The sequence below is a fragment of the Thalassoglobus sp. JC818 genome, assembly GCF_040717535.1.
In the GTDB taxonomy this organism is placed as follows: Bacteria; Planctomycetota; Planctomycetia; order Planctomycetales; family Planctomycetaceae; genus Thalassoglobus.
The window spans coordinates 62,655-80,935 of sequence record NZ_JBFEFI010000005.1; the positions used below are offsets into that span (position 1 = coordinate 62,655).

An 18,281-nucleotide genomic window follows, 5' to 3' on the forward strand; every position below is an offset into this window, starting at 1 on the left:
TACCGGACAAAAGGTTTCAACCAATCTTTGACGGAATTTACAATTAGACAAACTAGGACATTTAAGAGGGAATTGCACGTATCTTTTTCGAAAGACAGATCGGAATGGGGAGTTTTACCGGTCGGACCGCTCGAGGTGACCGATTTGACGATTATGGGGAGTTACAAATCTCTTCAGTCTCTCCACTTTCAACGGGTCACGTCCAGAACGGAGTCTGAAATGGACATTGTCAATCGGAATCAATTTCTATCATTCTCCACTATCATGGCGCTCACGCTGGGGCTCACAAGTTGCGGTCATGCTGAATGGACTGCATTCAATCCTGATAAGGGTCGGAAAGAAACTCAGTCCTCGGATCAGGAAACTCCGACGAAGGGCCAACACCAGCAAATCGATGGGCCGGAGATTCGTCCATCAAATTCGCACGCAGAATGGACGTCGACCGCTCCAGATCGCACTGGCAATATCGAAGCCAAGATCTCAATAAGCTCCGCGAGCAGCAAAGCAGCAGATCTCCCGACCATTCGTTCGAACACCGAGCGATTCTCAACGCCGCCGGTCGAATGGGAACCTGTGCAAGTCAAGGTTCAATCCGACGAAGAAGAAATCAACGAAGACGTGGATCGTCTGTTGCGACAGAGTGACGACTGGTATCCGACTCTTCAGCGCGGCAACGTTCTGAGCAATTCGTCGAACGACTCCCCTCAAACAGAGAGTTTTCTCTCTGAGCTCAAAGGGTTGATTCATGAAGACCCCATCCAGGCCTCGCCGCAGCCTATCGAGTTGAGCCGACATCTCATCGACTCAAAAATTCAGCCTGTTGCCTCTCCTGTTCAGATGAAGAGTTCGCTGATCTTTCTCGATGAACTCAACGAACTGGTTGAAGATGGAAGCATTCAGGAAGAAACCGGCGTAGTCGTCCCGAGCAAGGCCGAACTCAAAGCTCAGCCCATGAAACTCCCGTCCGAAGCGATCGAAACTCCATCTGCAATCGAACCGGAGATTCTCATCAACGAGTCTGCAGCTTCTCCGATTCCTGCAGCAACGGTCGAGGTAAAGGAAACGGTCGAAGTCGTCGCGCAGGTGTACAATCCTCCCGCCGTCCCACCGACTCCAGAAGACAATCAGGGACTTCCAACTCTTGAGGAAGAAGAGGCTCGCTATAAGTTTTCGAATCTCTTCGCACCGGTCACCAACATCGATCTTGAGGGGCCCAGCACAGAACCACCGAGAGACATCGCTGATTTCACAACACCTCAAAGCAACCCGGAATCGCGACTCAAAACCGAAGCGTATCTCGCATCAGCCACACATCCACTTTCGCCAGCCTATTTCGTGGGGCCAACTTTCTCCGCTGTTCATCCTCCCCGCAACACATACTGCTTCACACACAATCCACTCTACTTCGAAGATCCCAATCTCGAACGCTGCGGAATCGGTTGCGGATGTTTCACAACCATCAAGTCGGCAGCTTGCTTCTACGCCGATGCAGTTTTCCTGCCTTACACACTCATCGTAACACCTCCGCGGACATGCATGCCGACGCTCGGCGATTGCCCGACATGTTGCGAGTTTGATAGCGATGCCTACTTCCGCGAATGGAAGTGGTAAGCAGCCGACACCGGGAATCGCTTTCCTCTTTTCAATCTGTCGGCGATTCTGTTGGCCTCGCGACGAAGAGAAGCAATTGAGCGGCGAGGACAAGTCCGAGGGGAAGAAAGACGAGCACCCAACCGACTTTCATCATGTTCTCGTACCATGCTCCCGGAATCGCACGAACGCTGACCCGCGTGTCGACACTCCGAAGACCATCGCTTTCAATTCGCTCCACGACTTCGGATCTTCTCAGGGCAAGAACTTCTTCGGAAAGTTCATCGTCGGACTCAATGATCAGAACCGGAGACGTCGACGTCCAGTTCGACCGAATCTCCTGAAGCTGAGATTCTCCATCTGGTGTCAACGACGATGAGTCGTCAGCGAAGTCGTCGCTTCCAAGAACAAAGCCCGCTGACTTGGAAGCGATATACTCCCGGTCACGCGGGTCCATCACCGAGCCTAAAATCAAGAGGCCAATCGCACCGAACATTGTCCACAAGAGCGTTCCGCAACCGAAGGCAGCCATTTGTGATTTGAACTGGTTGCGTTCCGACGTTTCTTCGAAGTGAAGTGGAACTTTGCGCCCCTTGAGGAGCGATCGCTGGGCTGCGGCGCCAATTTCTCCGTAGCGAATCACCTTTTGCCACGACTGTTGACTGGTCTCGTTCGCAATCGCCTCCAGTTGAACGCGAAGTTCATCGACGATTGCCTGGTCGGAGTCTGCTGTAGATGACGATGCATCTCCGTTCTGGACCATGCCATCAATCGTTATTCGGTTGTTGGTATCGAGTTCCCCGACGACTTGGCCATCGGTTCCAGACAACCTGACGCGGACAATCTGCTGGTCTGACTTCTTCAGATTCCAGTTCAGTTCGATTTCATCTTCGACGACCATACGAACTGTCACCTCAACTGGCCGTTCAGAGTCCGGGCCCGTCGCGAGCATCATGACATGTTCAGGTGACGGACAGATTTCAGAGAGCGCAGCCAAATCCTGCTCCAAAGTCTCTGAAATACGATCCTTCGTAAATCCGTTCTCTGGGAAACTCGATGGATCGAACTGTCGATCGAATTCAACACGCCACAGCTTCCCGAGACTGAGGGAATGAAATCGCTCAAGTGAAGATTGGATCAGCTGATTCACGCCTGAAGCAAAGAGCGGCCGAATTAGTTCGGGTGACTCCTGCCACAAAGCTGTGTAGTCGAACAGTTCAGAAATCTGCAAAGCCGATGTCAGGATGACAACCGGTTTTCCAATGACCTGAAACTGTCTCGCTGCTGCCAGAATCTCCGGGTTTGCCCCAACGACCACAACGGCGTCGATGCTCGAATCGGAGAGCATCTGATCCCAACCTGTCAGCCATTTCAGCGTCGGAAATTGCCCATTGAGTCCGTGCTGCAATCCTGAATCGGGAGTCCAGCAGCATCCGATGGTGAGTTGATCACTCTCTTCAACAGCGTGAACAATTTGGACGACATCTGGGTGAGCCGCGATGACGCTTAAATTCATTGTCAATTCAAGTCCAATCAAAACTCTCCATTGCGAGTCCGGAGAGCCAAATATTCTGAGTCCATTGCCAAGGCGGTTCTACGTTTGCCTGAATTCGTAACGTTCGGCAAATGTGAGATGCACTCGTAGCGTAGAAAGAGTTGTTGCAGGAACCAACATTCTACCTCTGCAGAATTGGCAGCGAAATGCCGGACAATTCGAGTCGATCGCGTTCTCATCCTCGAAAATCGCAATCATGAACCGGCTGAATGAGAGTGGACCGTTCGTCAGGATCGGTTATTTTGTCTTTCAAGCGATCGCAGTTCGCAAAACCGTTCTTCGCGACCGACGACAACACTCCACTTTGCTATCAATCAATGCTGCGTTTATGAAACTCCGACTGACGAATTTGAGACTCCCCGTTGAAGATCCGGAGGAAAAGCTTGGAACTGCGATCGCACGCGTCCTGAAGGTCAAACAAGAGGATGTCTCCGGCTGGCGGATTCTTCGAAAGAGTCTCGACGCCCGTTCTCGCAAAAATCTCGTTTTTGTCTATTCGGTCGCAATCGATCTGCCTGATGATGACCAACTGCGCAAGAAACTCCTAGACAAATCTCCTGCGGAAGTTTTCGAGGAGAGCCGATTCGATGATCCCAACTGCGGAGCGCAACCGCTGAAACACCGTCCCGTCGTCGTGGGGACTGGTCCTGCGGGGCTGCTGGCTGGGTACTATCTTGCGTTGAAGGGTTATCGACCGATTCTGATCGAGCGAGGTGTCGCGGTCAAAGAGCGCGTTCCGCAAATCCGTGCGTTCGATCGCAAGCACGCGGATCACGACCCTGAAAATAACTACCTGTTTGGAGAAGGCGGAGCGGGAGCTTTTTCCGATGGGAAACTCACCTGCCGCATGTCCGGTCCGGATGTCGATTGGGTTCTCGAATCGTTCGTCGACTGCGGCGGGAAAGAGTCCATTCGCTACGAACATCGACCGCACCTCGGCAGCAATAAGTTGCCCATGATCTGTCGCAACTATCGCCGAAAAATTGAAGCGTTGGGAGGCGAGTACCGCTTTCAGTGCCGACTTGAAGGTTTCAAACTCATCGATGGCCAACTCGAATCGATTCAGACATCGAGTGGATCAATCCAATGCGATCAACTGATCCTAGCCATCGGACACAGTGCACGTGACACCTACGAAATGCTGCACGAAGCTGGGCTGCCGATTCAGCCTAAGGCATTTCAATTGGGCTTCCGAATCGAACAACCACAAGAGAACGTCAATCACTGGAAGTACGGGCACGAGCGCTATCTCGACTTGCTCGGCGCAGCTGATTACTCGATCGTCGCCAAGGGGGGACGAGACTTGTACTCATTCTGTATGTGTGCTGGGGGCTACGTCATCCCAAGTGTTTCCGAACCGGGCTACTTTTGTACGAACGGTATGAGTCTGTCTCGCCATGACTCCAAATTCGCGAACAGCGGGTTGATGGTCACCATCGAACCCAACGAGTTTGGAAGCACTCATCCTCTCGCTGGGATGGAATTGCAGCGTAAGTATGAGGAAATTGCATTTCGCCTCGGTGGTGGAACGTACCAGTGCCCAATTCAAATGGCGGATGATTTTCTCAAGGGGCGTCACACATCCGGAGCGACGGATCTCCCTTCATCTTATGAGCGGGGAACCATCAGCTGCGACCTGCGGCAAGTCCTTCCACCTTCCATCCTGAAAGGAATCGAAGACGGACTGCCGATCATGAACGAGAAGATGAAGGGAGCGTTTCTGAAGGACGCGACGCTTGTCGGTCCGGAAATGCGCGGAAGTGCGCCGGTTCGATTCGAGAGAGATCGCATCACGCGACAGGTTCCCGGAGGCGGCGGGCTTTATCCCGTCGGAGAAGGTGCGGGTTACGCAGGCGGGATCATCAGTGCGGCAGTCGATGGGCTGCGAAGTGCGAGAGAAATCGTGAGAAACTTTGCTCCAACATCTGAAAGCTAAATTTCCAGTTCATCGACCAGCACTCGTCGGACAAAGACACCGACATCGCTCTGAGCAATGAAAACGAAATTCTACCCTGAGGTGACTTCACCTTCGAGAGTTTTCAAAGCCGTCATCAGAGCAGTGAATTCGTCATGGCAGCACGGACACTGCTCCAGATGAACCTGAATGTGTTTCATCGCATCCGGAATCTCGCGATTCGTCAATTCCGCTTCGGCAAACTCCGCCAGATGATCAAAGCACTTATCGCAGTCGATACAATCTTCTTCACTGGCAGCGACCATCCCAAGCAGCGTGGCAATTTGTTCTTCTGATAGTGGCATTGGGATTATTCCTCAGGCAAAAATCGTGGTGACATCGTCAGCGACGATTCCAGCTTGCTCGAACCCGTCACGAAGCTTTAATCGGGCATCATGAATCAATTTGTAAACGGCGTTTCTATTGCTTCCCGTTCGTGATGCAATTTCCTCAACAGGCATGCCTTCCAATAACGCTCGAACGGCAATCTTTTGCTTGTCGGAGAGTTCGCTGGAAATGAGGTTTTTCAGTTTCTGAGTCAAGAACTTTCGGTCCATCCTCTGTTCGGGCGAAGCTTCTTCTTCGTCCTCAACTTCAATCTTCATGCTCTCTTCGGGCTTCAGAGAATCGAGAGACACATCCTGACAATGTTTGCGACGCAGTTCGCTGATGCCAACACGTGTCGCCACGGTCATCGCCCAAGTTGTGAATCGACTTCTGCCTTCAAACCGGTCGAGTGAATCGAGGATTTTCAACAGAGCATCCTGAACGACATCCTCAGCCTGTAAGCATCCTCCATAACGATGATTCAATGAGCGGGAGAGGCCGCGCAGAATGATCCCCCTGAGTTCTTCAATTGCGGCATCGCGAACGTCTGAATCACCGCGCAAGCGCGTGACCCATTCATCACGATCTGGTTCAGCTGACACGACAAATCTCCTAGTGCCCGGCTCAGATTTTCCTTCGACAACTAAAGTGTTGCAGAATGATCAACCGAGTTCCATCAACGAGAAGATTTGCGATGCGTCTCACCCCTTAGACGACAGATGCGGACGATTTCTTACCTGAAGAAACAGTTCTCAGAAGAGGATGTTGTCTCGACTACCTCGTCCACTGCAGCCACTTTTTCATCAGGGAGGCGACGAAGGGAGTAAGCCGCGTGCGATTGTACTGGTCGGCAAGTTTCCGAATCGCATCCGTCTGTGTCGGGTAAGGATGAATCGTCGCTCCGATTTTCTTGAGCCCCAAACCATTCGTCATCGCAAGTGCGACCTCAGAGATCATCTCACCTGCGTGCTCAGCGACGATCGTCGCACCAACAATTTGATCGCTGCCGCGTTTGAGATGGACTCGTGCGAATCCTTCCGTCTGCCCTTCGAGGATCGCTCGGTCGACACCCGTGAGTTGCTGCGTGAAGGAATCAAGCTGAATTCCTTGTTCACTCGCTTGTTTCGGGGTCGAACCGACGTGAGCGATCTCCGGCGAAGTATAAGTCGCCCAAGGGATCACCAACGAACTCACTTTCTTCCGCCCCAAGAATAATGAGTTTTGAATCACAAGACGGGCCATGAAGTCCGCCGCATGCGTGAAACGAAATCGGGAAGCGACATCGCCAGCAGCGAAAATCTTCGGATTTGTCGTCCGCAGGCGGTCATCGACTCGAACGCCTGACCGAGCGTCGAATTCGACTCCGGCAGCTTCCAGCCCCATTCCATCCACATTGGGTGTTCGACCAATACCCAACAACACCTGATCACTGACAACTTCGTGTGTCGTCCCATCCTGTTCGACAATGGTGACCGTCTCATCTCCTCGTTTCTCGAATCGAATCACCTTCGCGTTGAAGAGAAACTCTACCTGATCTCGTTCCATCGAACTTTGAACGACCATTGCCGCATCAGTTTCTTCTCGCGGCAAAATGTGTGGTGACTTCTCGATGAGGGTCACTTGCGTTCCGAACCTCGCAAACGCTTGAGCCATTTCACAACCGATGGGGCCTCCGCCGATTACGACCATTCTTCGAGGCAATTCGGTGAGCGAAAACACCGTTTCGTTCGTCAGAACGTCGACCTCGCTGACACCCGGAATATCAGGCATAGCAGCGCGAGCGCCGGTAGCGATGACCGCATGTTTGAATTGAAGCGACTGACCGTTGACTTCAATTGAGTCTTCGGATGTGAAATTCCCCTGACCTAAAAAGACATCGACTCCCAGATCACGAAACCGTGCTGCGGAGTCGTGCGGACTGATGCTCGCACGCAGGCGCCGCATTCTCTCCATGACCGCTTGAAATTCCACCTGCACTTCGCCAGAAACATTCACTCCGAACTTACCTGCATCGCGCACAGAGGCAGCAGTTCGAGCAGCGCTCAATAGTGCTTTCGACGGCACACAGCCGACATTGAGACAGTCTCCCCCCATGAGATCACGTTCAATCAACGCCACCTTTGCTCCCAGCCCTGCCGCTCCAGCAGCGGTGACGAGCCCAGCCGTTCCCGCTCCGATGACGACGAGGTTATACCGCCCAGACGGTGTCGGATTGCTCCAGTCGTCCGGATGGACGTTGGCGGCCAGTTTCTGATTGTGCTCATCAAACGGCTGTAAGGTCGTCGCTGTCATCGGTGATCCAAAGATTCTGATGAATGTTGCTGCGAATTCCGTAGTCACGCTCAAAGACCGAGTAGCCTGTCGGTCGAGCTTTCAGTTCGTTGAAACCTGCTATCGCGAGTCAGTTGTCTCGGAAGGTTGCTTCTCGCCTCCTCGATACCAGCTAATGGCTTTCTTCGCGAGAAACGGAAACAGCCCCAACAACCCCATCGCAATCACGATCTGTGTCAGTTGCTCGGAGGAAAAGACAGAGTTGATGCCGTTCTCGGCGAGATTCTGAAGGCTCGGCACACTCGCCCCTGCAAACACATACAGGAACGTCCCGGCCAACATTCCAATTTGGCTCACCCACCAGAAAGTCCAGACCTTCATTTGAGTCAGCCCCATCACGACGTTGATCACGAAGAACGGAACCAGTGGGATCAGCCGGAGAGTGAACAAATAGAATGCACCTTCTCGGTCCAAATTCTCGCGAAACGATTCGAGCCGATTCCCAAATCGTTGCTCGATTGAATCGCGAAAGAGATAACGACTCAGAGTAAAGGCGAGCGTCGCTCCTGTTGTTGAAGCAAAACTCACAAGAAGCACACCAGGCAGCAGACCAAAGTACCAACCATAAACCATCGTCAGTGCTGCTGCCCCGGGTAGTGAAAGCCCCGTGACCACAACGTAAGCGAAAAACGCCAGTCCAACGAATACCAGCGGTCGTTGCTGTTGGAATTCCTTCAGACGTGACTCTTGTTTCGCGAGTTCATCAAGCGACAGATACTGCCCGAATTGGACTGACAGAAAGACGATGAAACACACGACCGCAATCGCCACGACGACCTTGACGATCAGTTGAGACGAAATTCCACGCGAGGCTTCATTCATCGTTCGTTACCAGTCCGCCTCAACACGTGCGAAGCTGATCTCGCTCCCGTGATGTTATGTCGACAACTCATGAACGTACGCCTCATGACGAACGGCATTCTGAATTCCGAGACGAATTAACAGCTTGCTGCAATCGCCTGGCAACCGTGCTTCTGACGGAGTCAAGGTTCGCACTTCCAAACCATCACTGAACGTGAGTCAATGAAGTAGCACTCAAATCATTCTTCTGCCGACTTTTCTTCTTCGAAGAGTGGAAGGAATTCCGCATACCCTTCATCGTCAAGTTCTTCGACGGAGATAAATCGCAGCGACGCGGAGTTCAGGCAATATCGCAGCCCAGTCGGAGCAGGACCGTCATTGAAGACATGTCCGAGGTGAGAGTCAGCATATCGAGACCGGACTTCCGTGCGTGGAAGAAATAACTTGTAGTCCGTTTTCTCAACAACGTTCTGTTCGACAAGCGGACGAGTAAACGATGGCCAACCGGTTCCCGATTTGAACTTGTCGAGCGAACTGAACAGCGGCTCTCCGGAAACAATGTCGACGTAGATCCCTGCCTGTTTGTTGTCCCAGTACTCGTTCTGAAACGGACGCTCCGTCCCTTCCTGTTGTGTGACATCAAACTGCAAAGGAGTCAGCTTCTCGCGAATTTCGTCCAGAGATGGTCGAGAGTAAGTCTTGCTACTCAATGCACGACCGCTCCCTGGATCGGTCGCGAGCCGTTCCGGTTGGTACTCCCGATCCGCACCCCAAAACGTATTGATAAACTGATCGCGACCTGAGAGTCCCCGGTAGTATTTGTACTTGAGCGGATTCTTGATGTAGTAGTCCTGGTGATATTCTTCGGCGAGATAGAACTCAGATGCATCTCGAATGGGGGTCACGATTGGACGATCGAACCGCCCGGACTCTTCGAGAGCTTTCTTCGATTCTTCCGCTGCAGCTCGTTGTTTTTCGTCGGCGACAAAAATTCCGGTCACGTAAGAAGAGCCCTGATCGACAAACTGACCATTCTCATCGGTCGGGTCGACGTTCCTCCAGAAGACCTCGAGCAAATCTTCATACCGAATTCGACTGGAATCGTAAGTCACGCGGACAGCTTCAACGTGACCGGTCTCTGTGTATGAGACTTCTTCGTAAGTTGGATTCTCAGTGAACCCGCCTGTATATCCGGATTCCGCAGAAATCACTCCATAGAGTTTTTCGAAGGGTGGCTCCATGCACCAGAAACAGCCTCCTGCGAAAATCGCGGTGCGGATATTCGACTCCTCAGCCTCGAAGGTCGCACTGGCCCGGACGGGGCGACTTAATTGCTGCAAGGAAACCCAGGCAACAAGTAACACGATCAGACAAAGAAAAACTGTAACCGTTTGTCGCATGATATTTGAATCCTTGCCTAACGACTCTGAAACACCTTTTTCGATACCAACGCCGGCGCGTCAACTCGGTGGCTGGACGAAACTCATCTCTTGAATTGCCGGACATTGATTTTCGTTCATGTTCTTTCAAAACAAAACTCGATCGCAAAATTCTCAGTAATGGATCGGCTCCGTTGAATGTGAATGACTTCAGCATTCCGTTCGAGTCTGATCTCCTCAAGTGAACTCTTCAAGGATCTCCCGAGTTTCGCGCAAGCGATTCGGAGTCCATAGCTTCAACTTCAGAACCGAAAAGAAGCGAGCCAAGGATCTCTCCTCAGCTCGCTGTCTCGTTTGAAATTGAGCTTCAAGTTAGTTCAGGTGAGGCTTCAAAGTTTCAAGAAGCTTTTCCTTGGTGACGACACCAACGAACTTCTCTTGAACTTCTCCCCCCTTGAGCACGACGAAGGATGGAATCGACTGAATTCCATATTTCGCAGCTGAAGACTGAGCTTCGTCGACGTTCACTTTGACGACTTTCGCTCGACCTGAAACTTCTTCTGCGACTTCGTCCACAACTGGTCCCATGACACGACATGGACCACACCACGGAGCCCAGAAGTCAACCAGGACTGGGGCGTCTGCATTCAGAACTGTGGTGTCGAAGTCTTGATCATTAACATGCAACGTAGCCATGTTCATCTCCTTGTTTGAGGCAAATTCTGTTCGCTGAAATTGAGAGCGAAATGCTCTCACTTGTTGATAGGTGCAAGTTCGACAATTCAAACAAATGACCACATCTCAGTGCTTGGTCGTTGATGAAGTCTTGTTTGCTTGTCCTCTCCATATCAGACGCGTTCGCGATGAGATTTCTTACCTTGGCAGAGAAATTTCTGAGCGCGGGATCGAAAGAATGAACCGATCGAGTGAATGAGTTCGCATCAAGACACTGAGCACAAGTCGATGACGCGCAGCTCATTCCACAGCGGAGGGGAATCAAGACTCGAGATTCAGAAGCCCAAGATGGTCGAAGTCGAAGTGAAGAGACCTTCGATGAGCCCCATCGACAGCACAATTTGAAATGATCGAGAGTTCACAACTCAATGGGCAGCGACGTGAGACTGGGAAGGCTCGTCCTGCGAAGTCGCATCATGCCGCATACCCACAGGAACCACAGCATCTTCTTGTCCAAGAACTTCAGCGGCGACGTCTTGAACAAAGTCGTTCACATCATGTGACTTCTCAACCGCAGGAGCTGGAGCGCCGGCATTCATTCCAACACCGGGATTGAAAACCATCGAAGGCACGAGATCAGCGATCGCAGCCCAATAGCTTTGAAACACGGGGTACGACAGTTCAGGGTGTTCCTGCTGGTACTGGTCCATCCGCTCACAGAGAGCTTCGTGGCGATATCGAGGGTGACGATGATGTGGCCCATGCACGAAAATATCAAAGTTGAAATACGAGCTGACTTGAGTGATGAAATTCGATCCGATCACTGTCCGTGTTCCCAGTAGCGGATCGTAGCTCTGCATTCCGAGATGCTCAGTAAACTTGCGGAAGGTCTGAAAGACTCCGGCAATGGCGTGCGGAATCACCCAAGCGAACAGAAACATTCTCCAGGTCGAAGTCAAAGCAACCGTCGTCAGAATCGCCGTCCATGTGACAGCGATGATCAGATATTCATTTCGGATCTTTCGACGGACTTCCGGATTCGTGAGTGGCGAATCGGACCGAAAGAAGAGCCGGGCGTAAACATAGGGGGATGTGAAAATCCCAAATGGAATTTCCAGCCAGCAGAAAATTCTTCGAAACCACAGCGACGAGTTCGGATCAGAATACGGCCACAGTTCCCAGTCGCTTGGCTTATTCAGATAAGCATGGTGACGGATGTGGCTCTCACGATAGACATGATAGGGAACGAAAATCATCGTTCCGATGAACCGACCAACAAGGATACTAAACCACTTCGATCCGCAGAGCGTTTGATGAGCTGCTTCGTGGAAGCAACTCGTCCAGCAGAAGAACGAGTAAGAGGCGATCAACGTCCAGAACGTCATCATCAGCCAATGGTCCGATGGCCAGCCAACAGCCAGACCAAAGATTGCCAGCGTTCCCAGAACTGCATGCAGAAATCGGGGAATGGTGTTGAAAACAATCGGATTGTTATCGATGAATTTTGCTATCGCCTGATTCGACATCTCTCTGACTCTTTCAGCGCGCCACGCGAAACGATCCTCCCTGTCACTTGAAATAGAGGCATCCCACACTCTCAATCTTACAAACCTCTACGAATTTACCAAGCTCTCTAGCCTTTGTGATTGTCATTCACGGCAAACTCGACTCATTTCGCCAAACAACCTTCCGCGTCTGTTTTCCCGAAATCTGCCTCCGTTCAGGCCATTCAACACGGATCACCTTCGGTTTTCGCTGAGTTTCCATCCTTGCTGAAAGTCGAGGCTTCCCTTGTCCCATCAGCAACAGCTAATATAAAATCGCGACTCCTGCCTGAAATCGATCCCTGCATCGATCCCACCCATAACACAACAACCTGCCGTCGATTCGACAGATTCACAGTCGCTCACAATTCATGAGACAGCAGCAGAGCCAAACACCTCTGCAGCAATCTCGGGCAAATAAGAACTTGAGTGCGAAATCTTCGAACCATCGCCTTCACCCACCATACCCTCGACAGGTCACCATCGCATGACTTCGAATCGCCTCATGAGCCGAGCCAAACCACACGGACTTCATGACCATGCAGTCGAGAACTCATTCAGCTCCGGGAGTTTCAGCATGACGAAATCGCAACTCTCAAGAGTTCGAAGGGCTTTCTTATTCGTTACCGCGATATTGATGCTCGAGAGCCCGCAGTTCGCCTCAGCCGGAGACCTTGATTTTGCTGACGACGTACAGCCAATTCTCGCGATGCGATGCGTCGAGTGTCACAACGATCAGATCTCAGAGGGCGGACTCAATCTCGCGTCGAATCACTTTCAAGAAGCCGGAAGCGATTCCGGAGAAGTCATCGTTCCCCGCAGTGCTGATGAAAGCTACCTGCTCGATCGCATCGTTTCCGGGGAAATGCCTCCTCCTGCACGAGGTCAAAGCCAGAAACTCCCGGACGCCGAAATTGCAGTCATCAGAGAATGGATTCAACAAGGTGCGAACTGGCCTGAAGATGTCGTCATCGATCCATTCGCCACAACGAACAAAGTTCGGGCAGGTCGAGACTGGTGGGCTCTGCAACCCATCTCCAAACCCGACATTCCAGAAGTTGAAGGCCACGACGGTCACGTCAATCCGATTGACGCGTTCGTCCTCGATCGACTCACTGAAAATAGTTTGACCCCAACTCCGAGAGCATCGAAAAGAGTCCTACTTCGCCGCCTCTACTACGACGTGATCGGGCTACCTCCGACGGAAAAACAGCTGCGGCAATTCGAGAACGATGGAAGCCCGGATGCCTGGGAAAAACAAGTCGACTCGCTCCTCGCCAGCCCACATTACGGGGAACGCTGGGGACGCTACTGGCTTGATCTCGCACGTTTCGCAGAAACAAGCGGATACGAACGTGACCAAGTTAAACCGTTCGCCTGGAAATACCGGGACTGGGTTGTGGATGCCTTGAACAAAGACATGGCCTACTCCCAGTTCATCCGTCACCAATTGGCCGGAGACGAAATCGAATCTCCCACTGAAGACTCAGCCATCGCCACCGGATTTCTTCGACTCGGAACCTGGAACGATGAGCCGAACGATCCACTCGATTATCAGTACGATCGCCTCGAAGATCTGGTCCACACAACGTCTTCCGCTTTCCTCGGCCTGACTGTGAAGTGTGCTCGCTGCCACAATCACAAGTTCGACCCAATTCTTCAGGAGGACTACTACCGCATGGCGTCAGTCTTTTGGGCTGGCCCAATCGCCGCCAGAGATCGGAACCTACTCGGCGGTCCATCAACTGAGGAACTTGGTTTCCAAGATGTGCTGGGTTGGACCGATTTGACAGATTCCCCGGCACCGATCTTCCTCCTGAAAAACGGAGAAAGAGAAGCACCGCAAGACGAAGTTGTCCCTGCCACACTTTCTTCAATCCCCGCTTTGGAGCGAAAACTTCATACGCCCGAATCAGAGACGAAAACCTCTCAGAGAAGGCTTCAACTCGCCGAATGGATCGCCGATCCGGAAAACCCGCTGACGCCGCGCGTGCTGGTCAATCGCATCTGGCAGCATCACTTCGGAAAAGCAATTGTACGGACTCCGAACAATTTCGGTTTTCTCTCAGACCCACCAACGCATCCCAAACTTCTCGACTGGCTCGCTTCGACGTTCATAGAAAACGGAGGACACCAGAAGCCGATTCACAAACTCATCCTGATGTCTGACACGTGGTGTCAGGGATCGATTCATCCCGAACAAGAACGCTACTCCGATATCGACGCTGGGAATCGATTCTGGTGGCGAGCCGAACGCCAACGACTCGATGCCGAAGCGATGAGAGACTCGATGCTGGCAGTCACTGGAGAACTCGATTTGAAAATGGGAGGAGAAAGCTTTCGTGAAACTGTCAGTCAGGAAGCACTCGAAGGACTCTCGCAAAAAGACGCTGCCTGGACTCCTTCGCCAGCCAACGAGCAAAATCGCAGAAGCCTTTACATGTTCGTAAAGCGAGGACTTCTCCCGCCGACAATGACGGCATTCGACATGTGCGACGCCACACAATCCTGTGCTCAACGAGATGTGACAACAGTCCCAACTCAGGCTCTCGCGCTGATGAACAATCCATTCGTTCACGACAGAAGCATGCATCTCGCTCAGACGCTGACCAGCGAGACTCAAGCGATCACCGAACAGATTAAGCGTACTTGGAAAGCGATTCTCGGAAGGCCGCCGACTGCGGAAGAACTTGAATTGGGACGGCAGCATCTGATGATGCAACAGGCACGCTTCAAAGAGGAGCTGCAACGAATTCACGATCCAGAGATAGACAAGCTGGCCCCCGAATTGCATGTTGAACCGCCAGTTCTTCACCTCCGCGCCGACGCTGCTGAACTCGATTCAAAATCTCAACACGTCCTAAAACTGCCCGACCTGAGTGGACATGGGCACGACGCCATCCCAGCTTCTGAAGCTCCGATTCGCCAACAAATCGAAGCCCGCTCAGGCAGACCAGTCCTCGAATTTGATGGTCGCCAGCAGTATCTCAAGATCAACGAAGTTCCAATTGACGATTCGACGTTTTCAATCGTTTGCGTCGTTCAAGATCAGGGCGAATCGGGCTTGCGGGAAATTATCTCGAACTGGCGTTTGTCCGAGAACGTCGGGACTTCGGTGTTCTTCGGCCTCGCAGACGAGAGTCGCGTCCGCTTCTCGGATCACTTCCTTCCCGCCGGAACACTCAAAAACCAGGACGAACTCTTCATCCTCACCGCAGTCAGCGGTGAACATCATGTCGAAGTATTTCAAAATGGCCGGTCGCTGGGACGTCGCAATTCACCACTTGCGTCGCGAAAGTTCGACACCCCCTGGGTCATCGGTCAGCAGGGGAATCTCAACCACGAATTTTGGACCGGTGCCATCGCAGAAGTGCAGGTCTTCAGCCATTCGCTCACCGACTCCGGTCGAATGAGTGTCGAAGCCGAACTCGCCGAACAGTATTCGATTCCACTGCAGCCCAAAACTTCAGAGCCAAAGTACGCGACTCCCGATGTTCTGGCACTCGCCTCATTGTGCCATGTCCTATTGAATTCCAACGAGTTCATCATGGTCGATTAACACCTGTTCAAACTCATCATCAAGTGGAGACCAAATCCTCCTGATGATGCGATCGCGCACAAGAAAAACTCCACGCAGAAGTCACAGATCCTCAAAACAAAACGGCAACAATCGCGAAGGTGACCACATGGGACTCAGAAAATTTCCTTGCGGACAAACTCGACGAGAATTCGTCTGGGAAATGGGGAACGGGTTCGCAGGAGTCGCGCTGGCCAGCCTCCTCGGTGGATCTGGTTTCGGGCAACGTAGCTCCTACGCAGAATCCGGCACCGATTCCTCGAACCCTCTGGCAAGTCGCCCTGGTCAAATCACAGCCAAAGCAAAGTCATGCATCTTCCTCATGATGAACGGCGCACCGTCTCAAGTGGACACGTTCGACTACAAACCCGAACTCGAAAAGTACGCCGGAAAGCAACTTCCCGAAGACAAAAACTTCATCAACTCCGGCGGGAGAAAAGTTGGCTTTCTGACACCTGCTTGGCGTCCTTTTCGTCCCGGAGGAGAGAGCGGCATGCTGATTTCCGACTATTTTCCCAACATCCGCAAGCATGCTGACAAGCTATGCGTTCTGAATTCCTGTCATACCGACAGCCACGCTCACGGCTCAGCACTCGTCGCGATGAACACCGGGATGACGCAAATTGGACGTCCCTCACTCGGCAGCTGGACTGTCTACGGACTCGGAACTGAGAACGAAAATCTGCCTGGCTATGTCGTGATGCTCGACAAACGCGGCGGCCCCATCAGCGGTCAGCCCAACTGGTCGAGTGGATTCATGCCCGCCAGCTATTCGGGAACTTTATTCAGACCCGTTGGCAATCCCATCCTGAATCTCGAGCGACCACCGATGGTCACTTCAGAGATTCAACGTGAACAATTGGATCTTTTAAGTGCACTAAACGAAAACCATCTGAACGCTCGAAAGAATGGTGCAGACCTCGCTGCCCGCATTACGAATTACGAACTCGCTTACCGCATGCAATCTGCTGCACCGGAAGCAGTCGACCTCAGCGAAGAATCCCAATCAACACTCGAGATGTACGGAGTCGGTCAGGAGCCGACGAATGAATATGGACGCAATTGCCTCGTCGCTCGTCGCCTTGTTGAGCGCGGCGTGAGGTTCATTCAGCTCTACTCGGGTGGTGGACACCTCGAAGAAACTTGGGACGCTCACGAAAGCATCGAAAAGAATCACGGCCAGCACGGCGCCGAAGTCGATCAGCCAATCTCTGCCCTTCTCACCGACCTCGAACAACGTGGTCTTCTCGACGAAACGCTCGTCGTATGGGGTGGAGAATTCGGCCGCATGCCTTTCAGCGAAGGCCCGGGCGCTCCCGGCCGAAACCACAATCCTTACGGCTTCAGCATGTGGATGGCGGGTGGAGGAATCCGCGGAGGTCAAACATTCGGCTCCACCGACGAACTCGGATTTGCCGCGGTCGAAGATAAAGTTCACCTGCACGATCTGCATGCGACAATTCTTCACCAGATGGGACTCGATCACGAGCTTCTCAGCTACTTCCATCAGGGACGTGACGAAACACTGACCGACGTCGGAGGACGAGTCATTCGAGAGATCATCGCCTAGTGTTTCTGCGATGCCAGAAGAACGAGCTCAAAAAGAATAAGATCCGCCCTGATCACTCAGGACGGATCTTTTCGATTGTGACGTAATCTCGAAATTCGATTTAGACTGGACTCGCCCGATGAACTGATGTCAGGCGAGTAACAAGCGTTTGTCTGAATCGCTTAGAGCATTTTCTGATTTCGTGTGCACGATCTCGCACGAGCAAGCACAGCCTTTTAATTTATGAAACAGTGAAAGCGAGTGCACAGGAACGAACAACTTGCTCTAGTTTCCGCGGAATGGGAAACTTGCGAGTGGAATCAAGTCGCGAGGTGGACCACCCTGACCTGCTGGTGACATTGTGAACCCGTACATGAAGACAACCCCAGCATTCAATTCAGCGACGTAAATCGCCCCCTGTGCTGGCGGTGCTGATCCGCCGCCGCCCCCGGTCTGAATGTCGCCAGAAACCATCACGTATCTCGCATTGTCAGTCACCCCAAAGTCTGCTGCGAGATTCCGTTGATACAACTGGTGAAACGCTTGCCGCTGGAGGCTGTGTTGAGCTCCGAGCAGTCGTCCTGTCACCTGGTCGAGAACGAAAATCGCTTCGCTCGCACCCACTGAAGTTCTGACAGTACACATCGAGAACTTGTCGCCGGAATTGGCAGTCGCTGCGAAAGCGGGTTCCGTCGGCAGGTAATAAATCACGACGCTACCGAAGATGGCGCCCACCACAAACCAGAATAAGTTTCGCTCAGTCATGCGATTCTTCACCGCGTTCACTCCTACTCATCGGGACTTGAAAACGACTCATGCACGCCAGATTCGGTTGCGATGAAAGTCGCATTGCCAAGTCCGTCAACGACGCATGATTTCCAATCATCGGATGCGACAAAATGCGCGCACCGAAGTCGCTGTTCAGGTTACCGAATCCCTACCGCCTCCGCCAGTTCCTTCAAGAAGGATCGATGCGTTGGCTACGGCGTCGAACACTCT

Annotated in this window: 13 protein-coding genes; 4 read left to right on the top strand and 9 right to left on the bottom strand. The window is 52.3% G+C overall.

All coding sequences use genetic code 11. The features are described 5' to 3' along the window. Positions 1–219: 219 nt before the first annotated feature. Positions 220–1,611: a hypothetical protein gene (locus AB1L42_RS14260; RefSeq protein WP_367056768.1), complete on the top strand. Its 1,392-nt coding sequence runs from the start codon at positions 220–222 to the stop codon at positions 1,609–1,611. A 31-nt stretch (positions 1,612–1,642) separates the two neighbouring features. Here AB1L42_RS14260 and AB1L42_RS14265 read toward each other — a convergent pair whose 3' ends face one another. Then, the gene (locus tag AB1L42_RS14265) at positions 1,643–3,106 is read right to left on the bottom strand and encodes a hypothetical protein (RefSeq protein WP_367056771.1); all 1,464 of its coding nucleotides are present in this window, start codon (positions 3,104–3,106) and stop codon (positions 1,643–1,645) included. A 235-nt stretch (positions 3,107–3,341) separates the two neighbouring features. Between AB1L42_RS14265 and AB1L42_RS14270 the strand changes: the two genes are divergently transcribed. Continuing rightward, positions 3,342–5,081 carry an FAD-dependent protein gene (locus tag AB1L42_RS14270; RefSeq protein ID WP_367056774.1) on the top strand — a complete coding sequence of 580 codons (1,740 nt, stop codon included), beginning with the start codon at positions 3,342–3,344 and terminating at the stop codon, positions 5,079–5,081. 71 nt (positions 5,082–5,152) lie between these two features. On the opposite strand, the gene AB1L42_RS14275 is transcribed toward AB1L42_RS14270, so the two are convergent. From AB1L42_RS14275 to AB1L42_RS14305, 7 genes are all read right to left on the bottom strand, one after another. Next, positions 5,153–5,404 (bottom strand): hypothetical protein, encoded by a 252-nt coding sequence (locus tag AB1L42_RS14275; RefSeq protein ID WP_367056777.1) that lies wholly within the window; start codon positions 5,402–5,404, stop codon positions 5,153–5,155. 12 nt (positions 5,405–5,416) lie between these two features. Then, positions 5,417–6,028 (bottom strand): sigma-70 family RNA polymerase sigma factor, encoded by a 612-nt coding sequence (locus AB1L42_RS14280; protein ID WP_367056780.1) that lies wholly within the window; start codon positions 6,026–6,028, stop codon positions 5,417–5,419. Positions 6,029–6,200: 172 nt separating this feature from the next. Further along, positions 6,201–7,718, bottom strand: coding sequence for a mercuric reductase (locus AB1L42_RS14285; protein ID WP_367056783.1), 1,518 nt, complete (start codon positions 7,716–7,718; stop codon positions 6,201–6,203). A gap of 99 nt (positions 7,719–7,817) precedes the next feature. Beyond that, on the bottom strand, positions 7,818–8,579 hold the full coding sequence (locus AB1L42_RS14290) for a TVP38/TMEM64 family protein (RefSeq protein ID WP_367056786.1): 762 nt from the start codon (positions 8,577–8,579) through the stop codon (positions 7,818–7,820). Between the two features lie 218 nt (positions 8,580–8,797). Further along, complete coding sequence (gene msrB, locus AB1L42_RS14295; protein ID WP_367056789.1) at positions 8,798–9,958, bottom strand: peptide-methionine (R)-S-oxide reductase MsrB; 1,161 nt, start codon at positions 9,956–9,958, stop codon at positions 8,798–8,800. Between the two features lie 351 nt (positions 9,959–10,309). Beyond that, a complete protein-coding gene (trxA, locus tag AB1L42_RS14300; protein WP_367056792.1) occupies positions 10,310–10,633 on the bottom strand; it encodes a thioredoxin in 324 nt (107 codons plus the stop codon). Positions 10,634–11,037: 404 nt separating this feature from the next. Continuing rightward, complete coding sequence (locus AB1L42_RS14305) at positions 11,038–12,138, bottom strand: fatty acid desaturase (protein WP_367056795.1); 1,101 nt, start codon at positions 12,136–12,138, stop codon at positions 11,038–11,040. Between the two features lie 595 nt (positions 12,139–12,733). Between AB1L42_RS14305 and AB1L42_RS14310 the strand changes: the two genes are divergently transcribed. Both AB1L42_RS14310 and AB1L42_RS14315 read left to right on the top strand, forming a co-directional pair. After that, positions 12,734–15,715 carry a DUF1553 domain-containing protein gene (locus AB1L42_RS14310; protein ID WP_367056798.1) on the top strand — a complete coding sequence of 994 codons (2,982 nt, stop codon included), beginning with the start codon at positions 12,734–12,736 and terminating at the stop codon, positions 15,713–15,715. A gap of 127 nt (positions 15,716–15,842) precedes the next feature. Continuing rightward, the gene (locus AB1L42_RS14315; RefSeq protein WP_367056801.1) at positions 15,843–17,303 is read left to right on the top strand and encodes a DUF1501 domain-containing protein; all 1,461 of its coding nucleotides are present in this window, start codon (positions 15,843–15,845) and stop codon (positions 17,301–17,303) included. A gap of 264 nt (positions 17,304–17,567) precedes the next feature. Here the strand turns inward: AB1L42_RS14315 and AB1L42_RS14320 are convergent, their stop codons facing one another. Then, the gene (locus tag AB1L42_RS14320) at positions 17,568–18,047 is read right to left on the bottom strand and encodes a hypothetical protein (RefSeq protein ID WP_367056804.1); all 480 of its coding nucleotides are present in this window, start codon (positions 18,045–18,047) and stop codon (positions 17,568–17,570) included. Positions 18,048–18,281 lie beyond the last annotated feature (234 nt).

Bases quoted from the DNA above. Each gene is read 5' to 3' on its own strand.
- AB1L42_RS14260 (WP_367056768.1), top strand. From the start codon at position 220: ATGGACATTGTCAATCGGAATCAATTTCTATCATTCTCCACTATCATG.
- AB1L42_RS14265 (WP_367056771.1), bottom strand. From the start codon at position 3,106: ATGAATTTAAGCGTCATCGCGGCTCACCCAGATGTCGTCCAAATTGTT.
- AB1L42_RS14270 (WP_367056774.1), top strand. From the start codon at position 3,342: ATGAACCGGCTGAATGAGAGTGGACCGTTCGTCAGGATCGGTTATTTT.
- AB1L42_RS14275 (WP_367056777.1), bottom strand. From the start codon at position 5,404: ATGCCACTATCAGAAGAACAAATTGCCACGCTGCTTGGGATGGTCGCT.
- AB1L42_RS14285 (WP_367056783.1), bottom strand. From the start codon at position 7,718: ATGACAGCGACGACCTTACAGCCGTTTGATGAGCACAATCAGAAACTG.
- AB1L42_RS14290 (WP_367056786.1), bottom strand. From the start codon at position 8,579: ATGAATGAAGCCTCGCGTGGAATTTCGTCTCAACTGATCGTCAAGGTC.
- msrB (WP_367056789.1), bottom strand. From the start codon at position 9,958: ATGCGACAAACGGTTACAGTTTTTCTTTGTCTGATCGTGTTACTTGTT.
- trxA (WP_367056792.1), bottom strand. From the start codon at position 10,633: ATGGCTACGTTGCATGTTAATGATCAAGACTTCGACACCACAGTTCTG.
- AB1L42_RS14305 (WP_367056795.1), bottom strand. From the start codon at position 12,138: ATGTCGAATCAGGCGATAGCAAAATTCATCGATAACAATCCGATTGTT.
- AB1L42_RS14310 (WP_367056798.1), top strand. From the start codon at position 12,734: ATGACGAAATCGCAACTCTCAAGAGTTCGAAGGGCTTTCTTATTCGTT.
- AB1L42_RS14315 (WP_367056801.1), top strand. From the start codon at position 15,843: ATGGGACTCAGAAAATTTCCTTGCGGACAAACTCGACGAGAATTCGTC.
- AB1L42_RS14320 (WP_367056804.1), bottom strand. From the start codon at position 18,047: ATGACTGAGCGAAACTTATTCTGGTTTGTGGTGGGCGCCATCTTCGGT.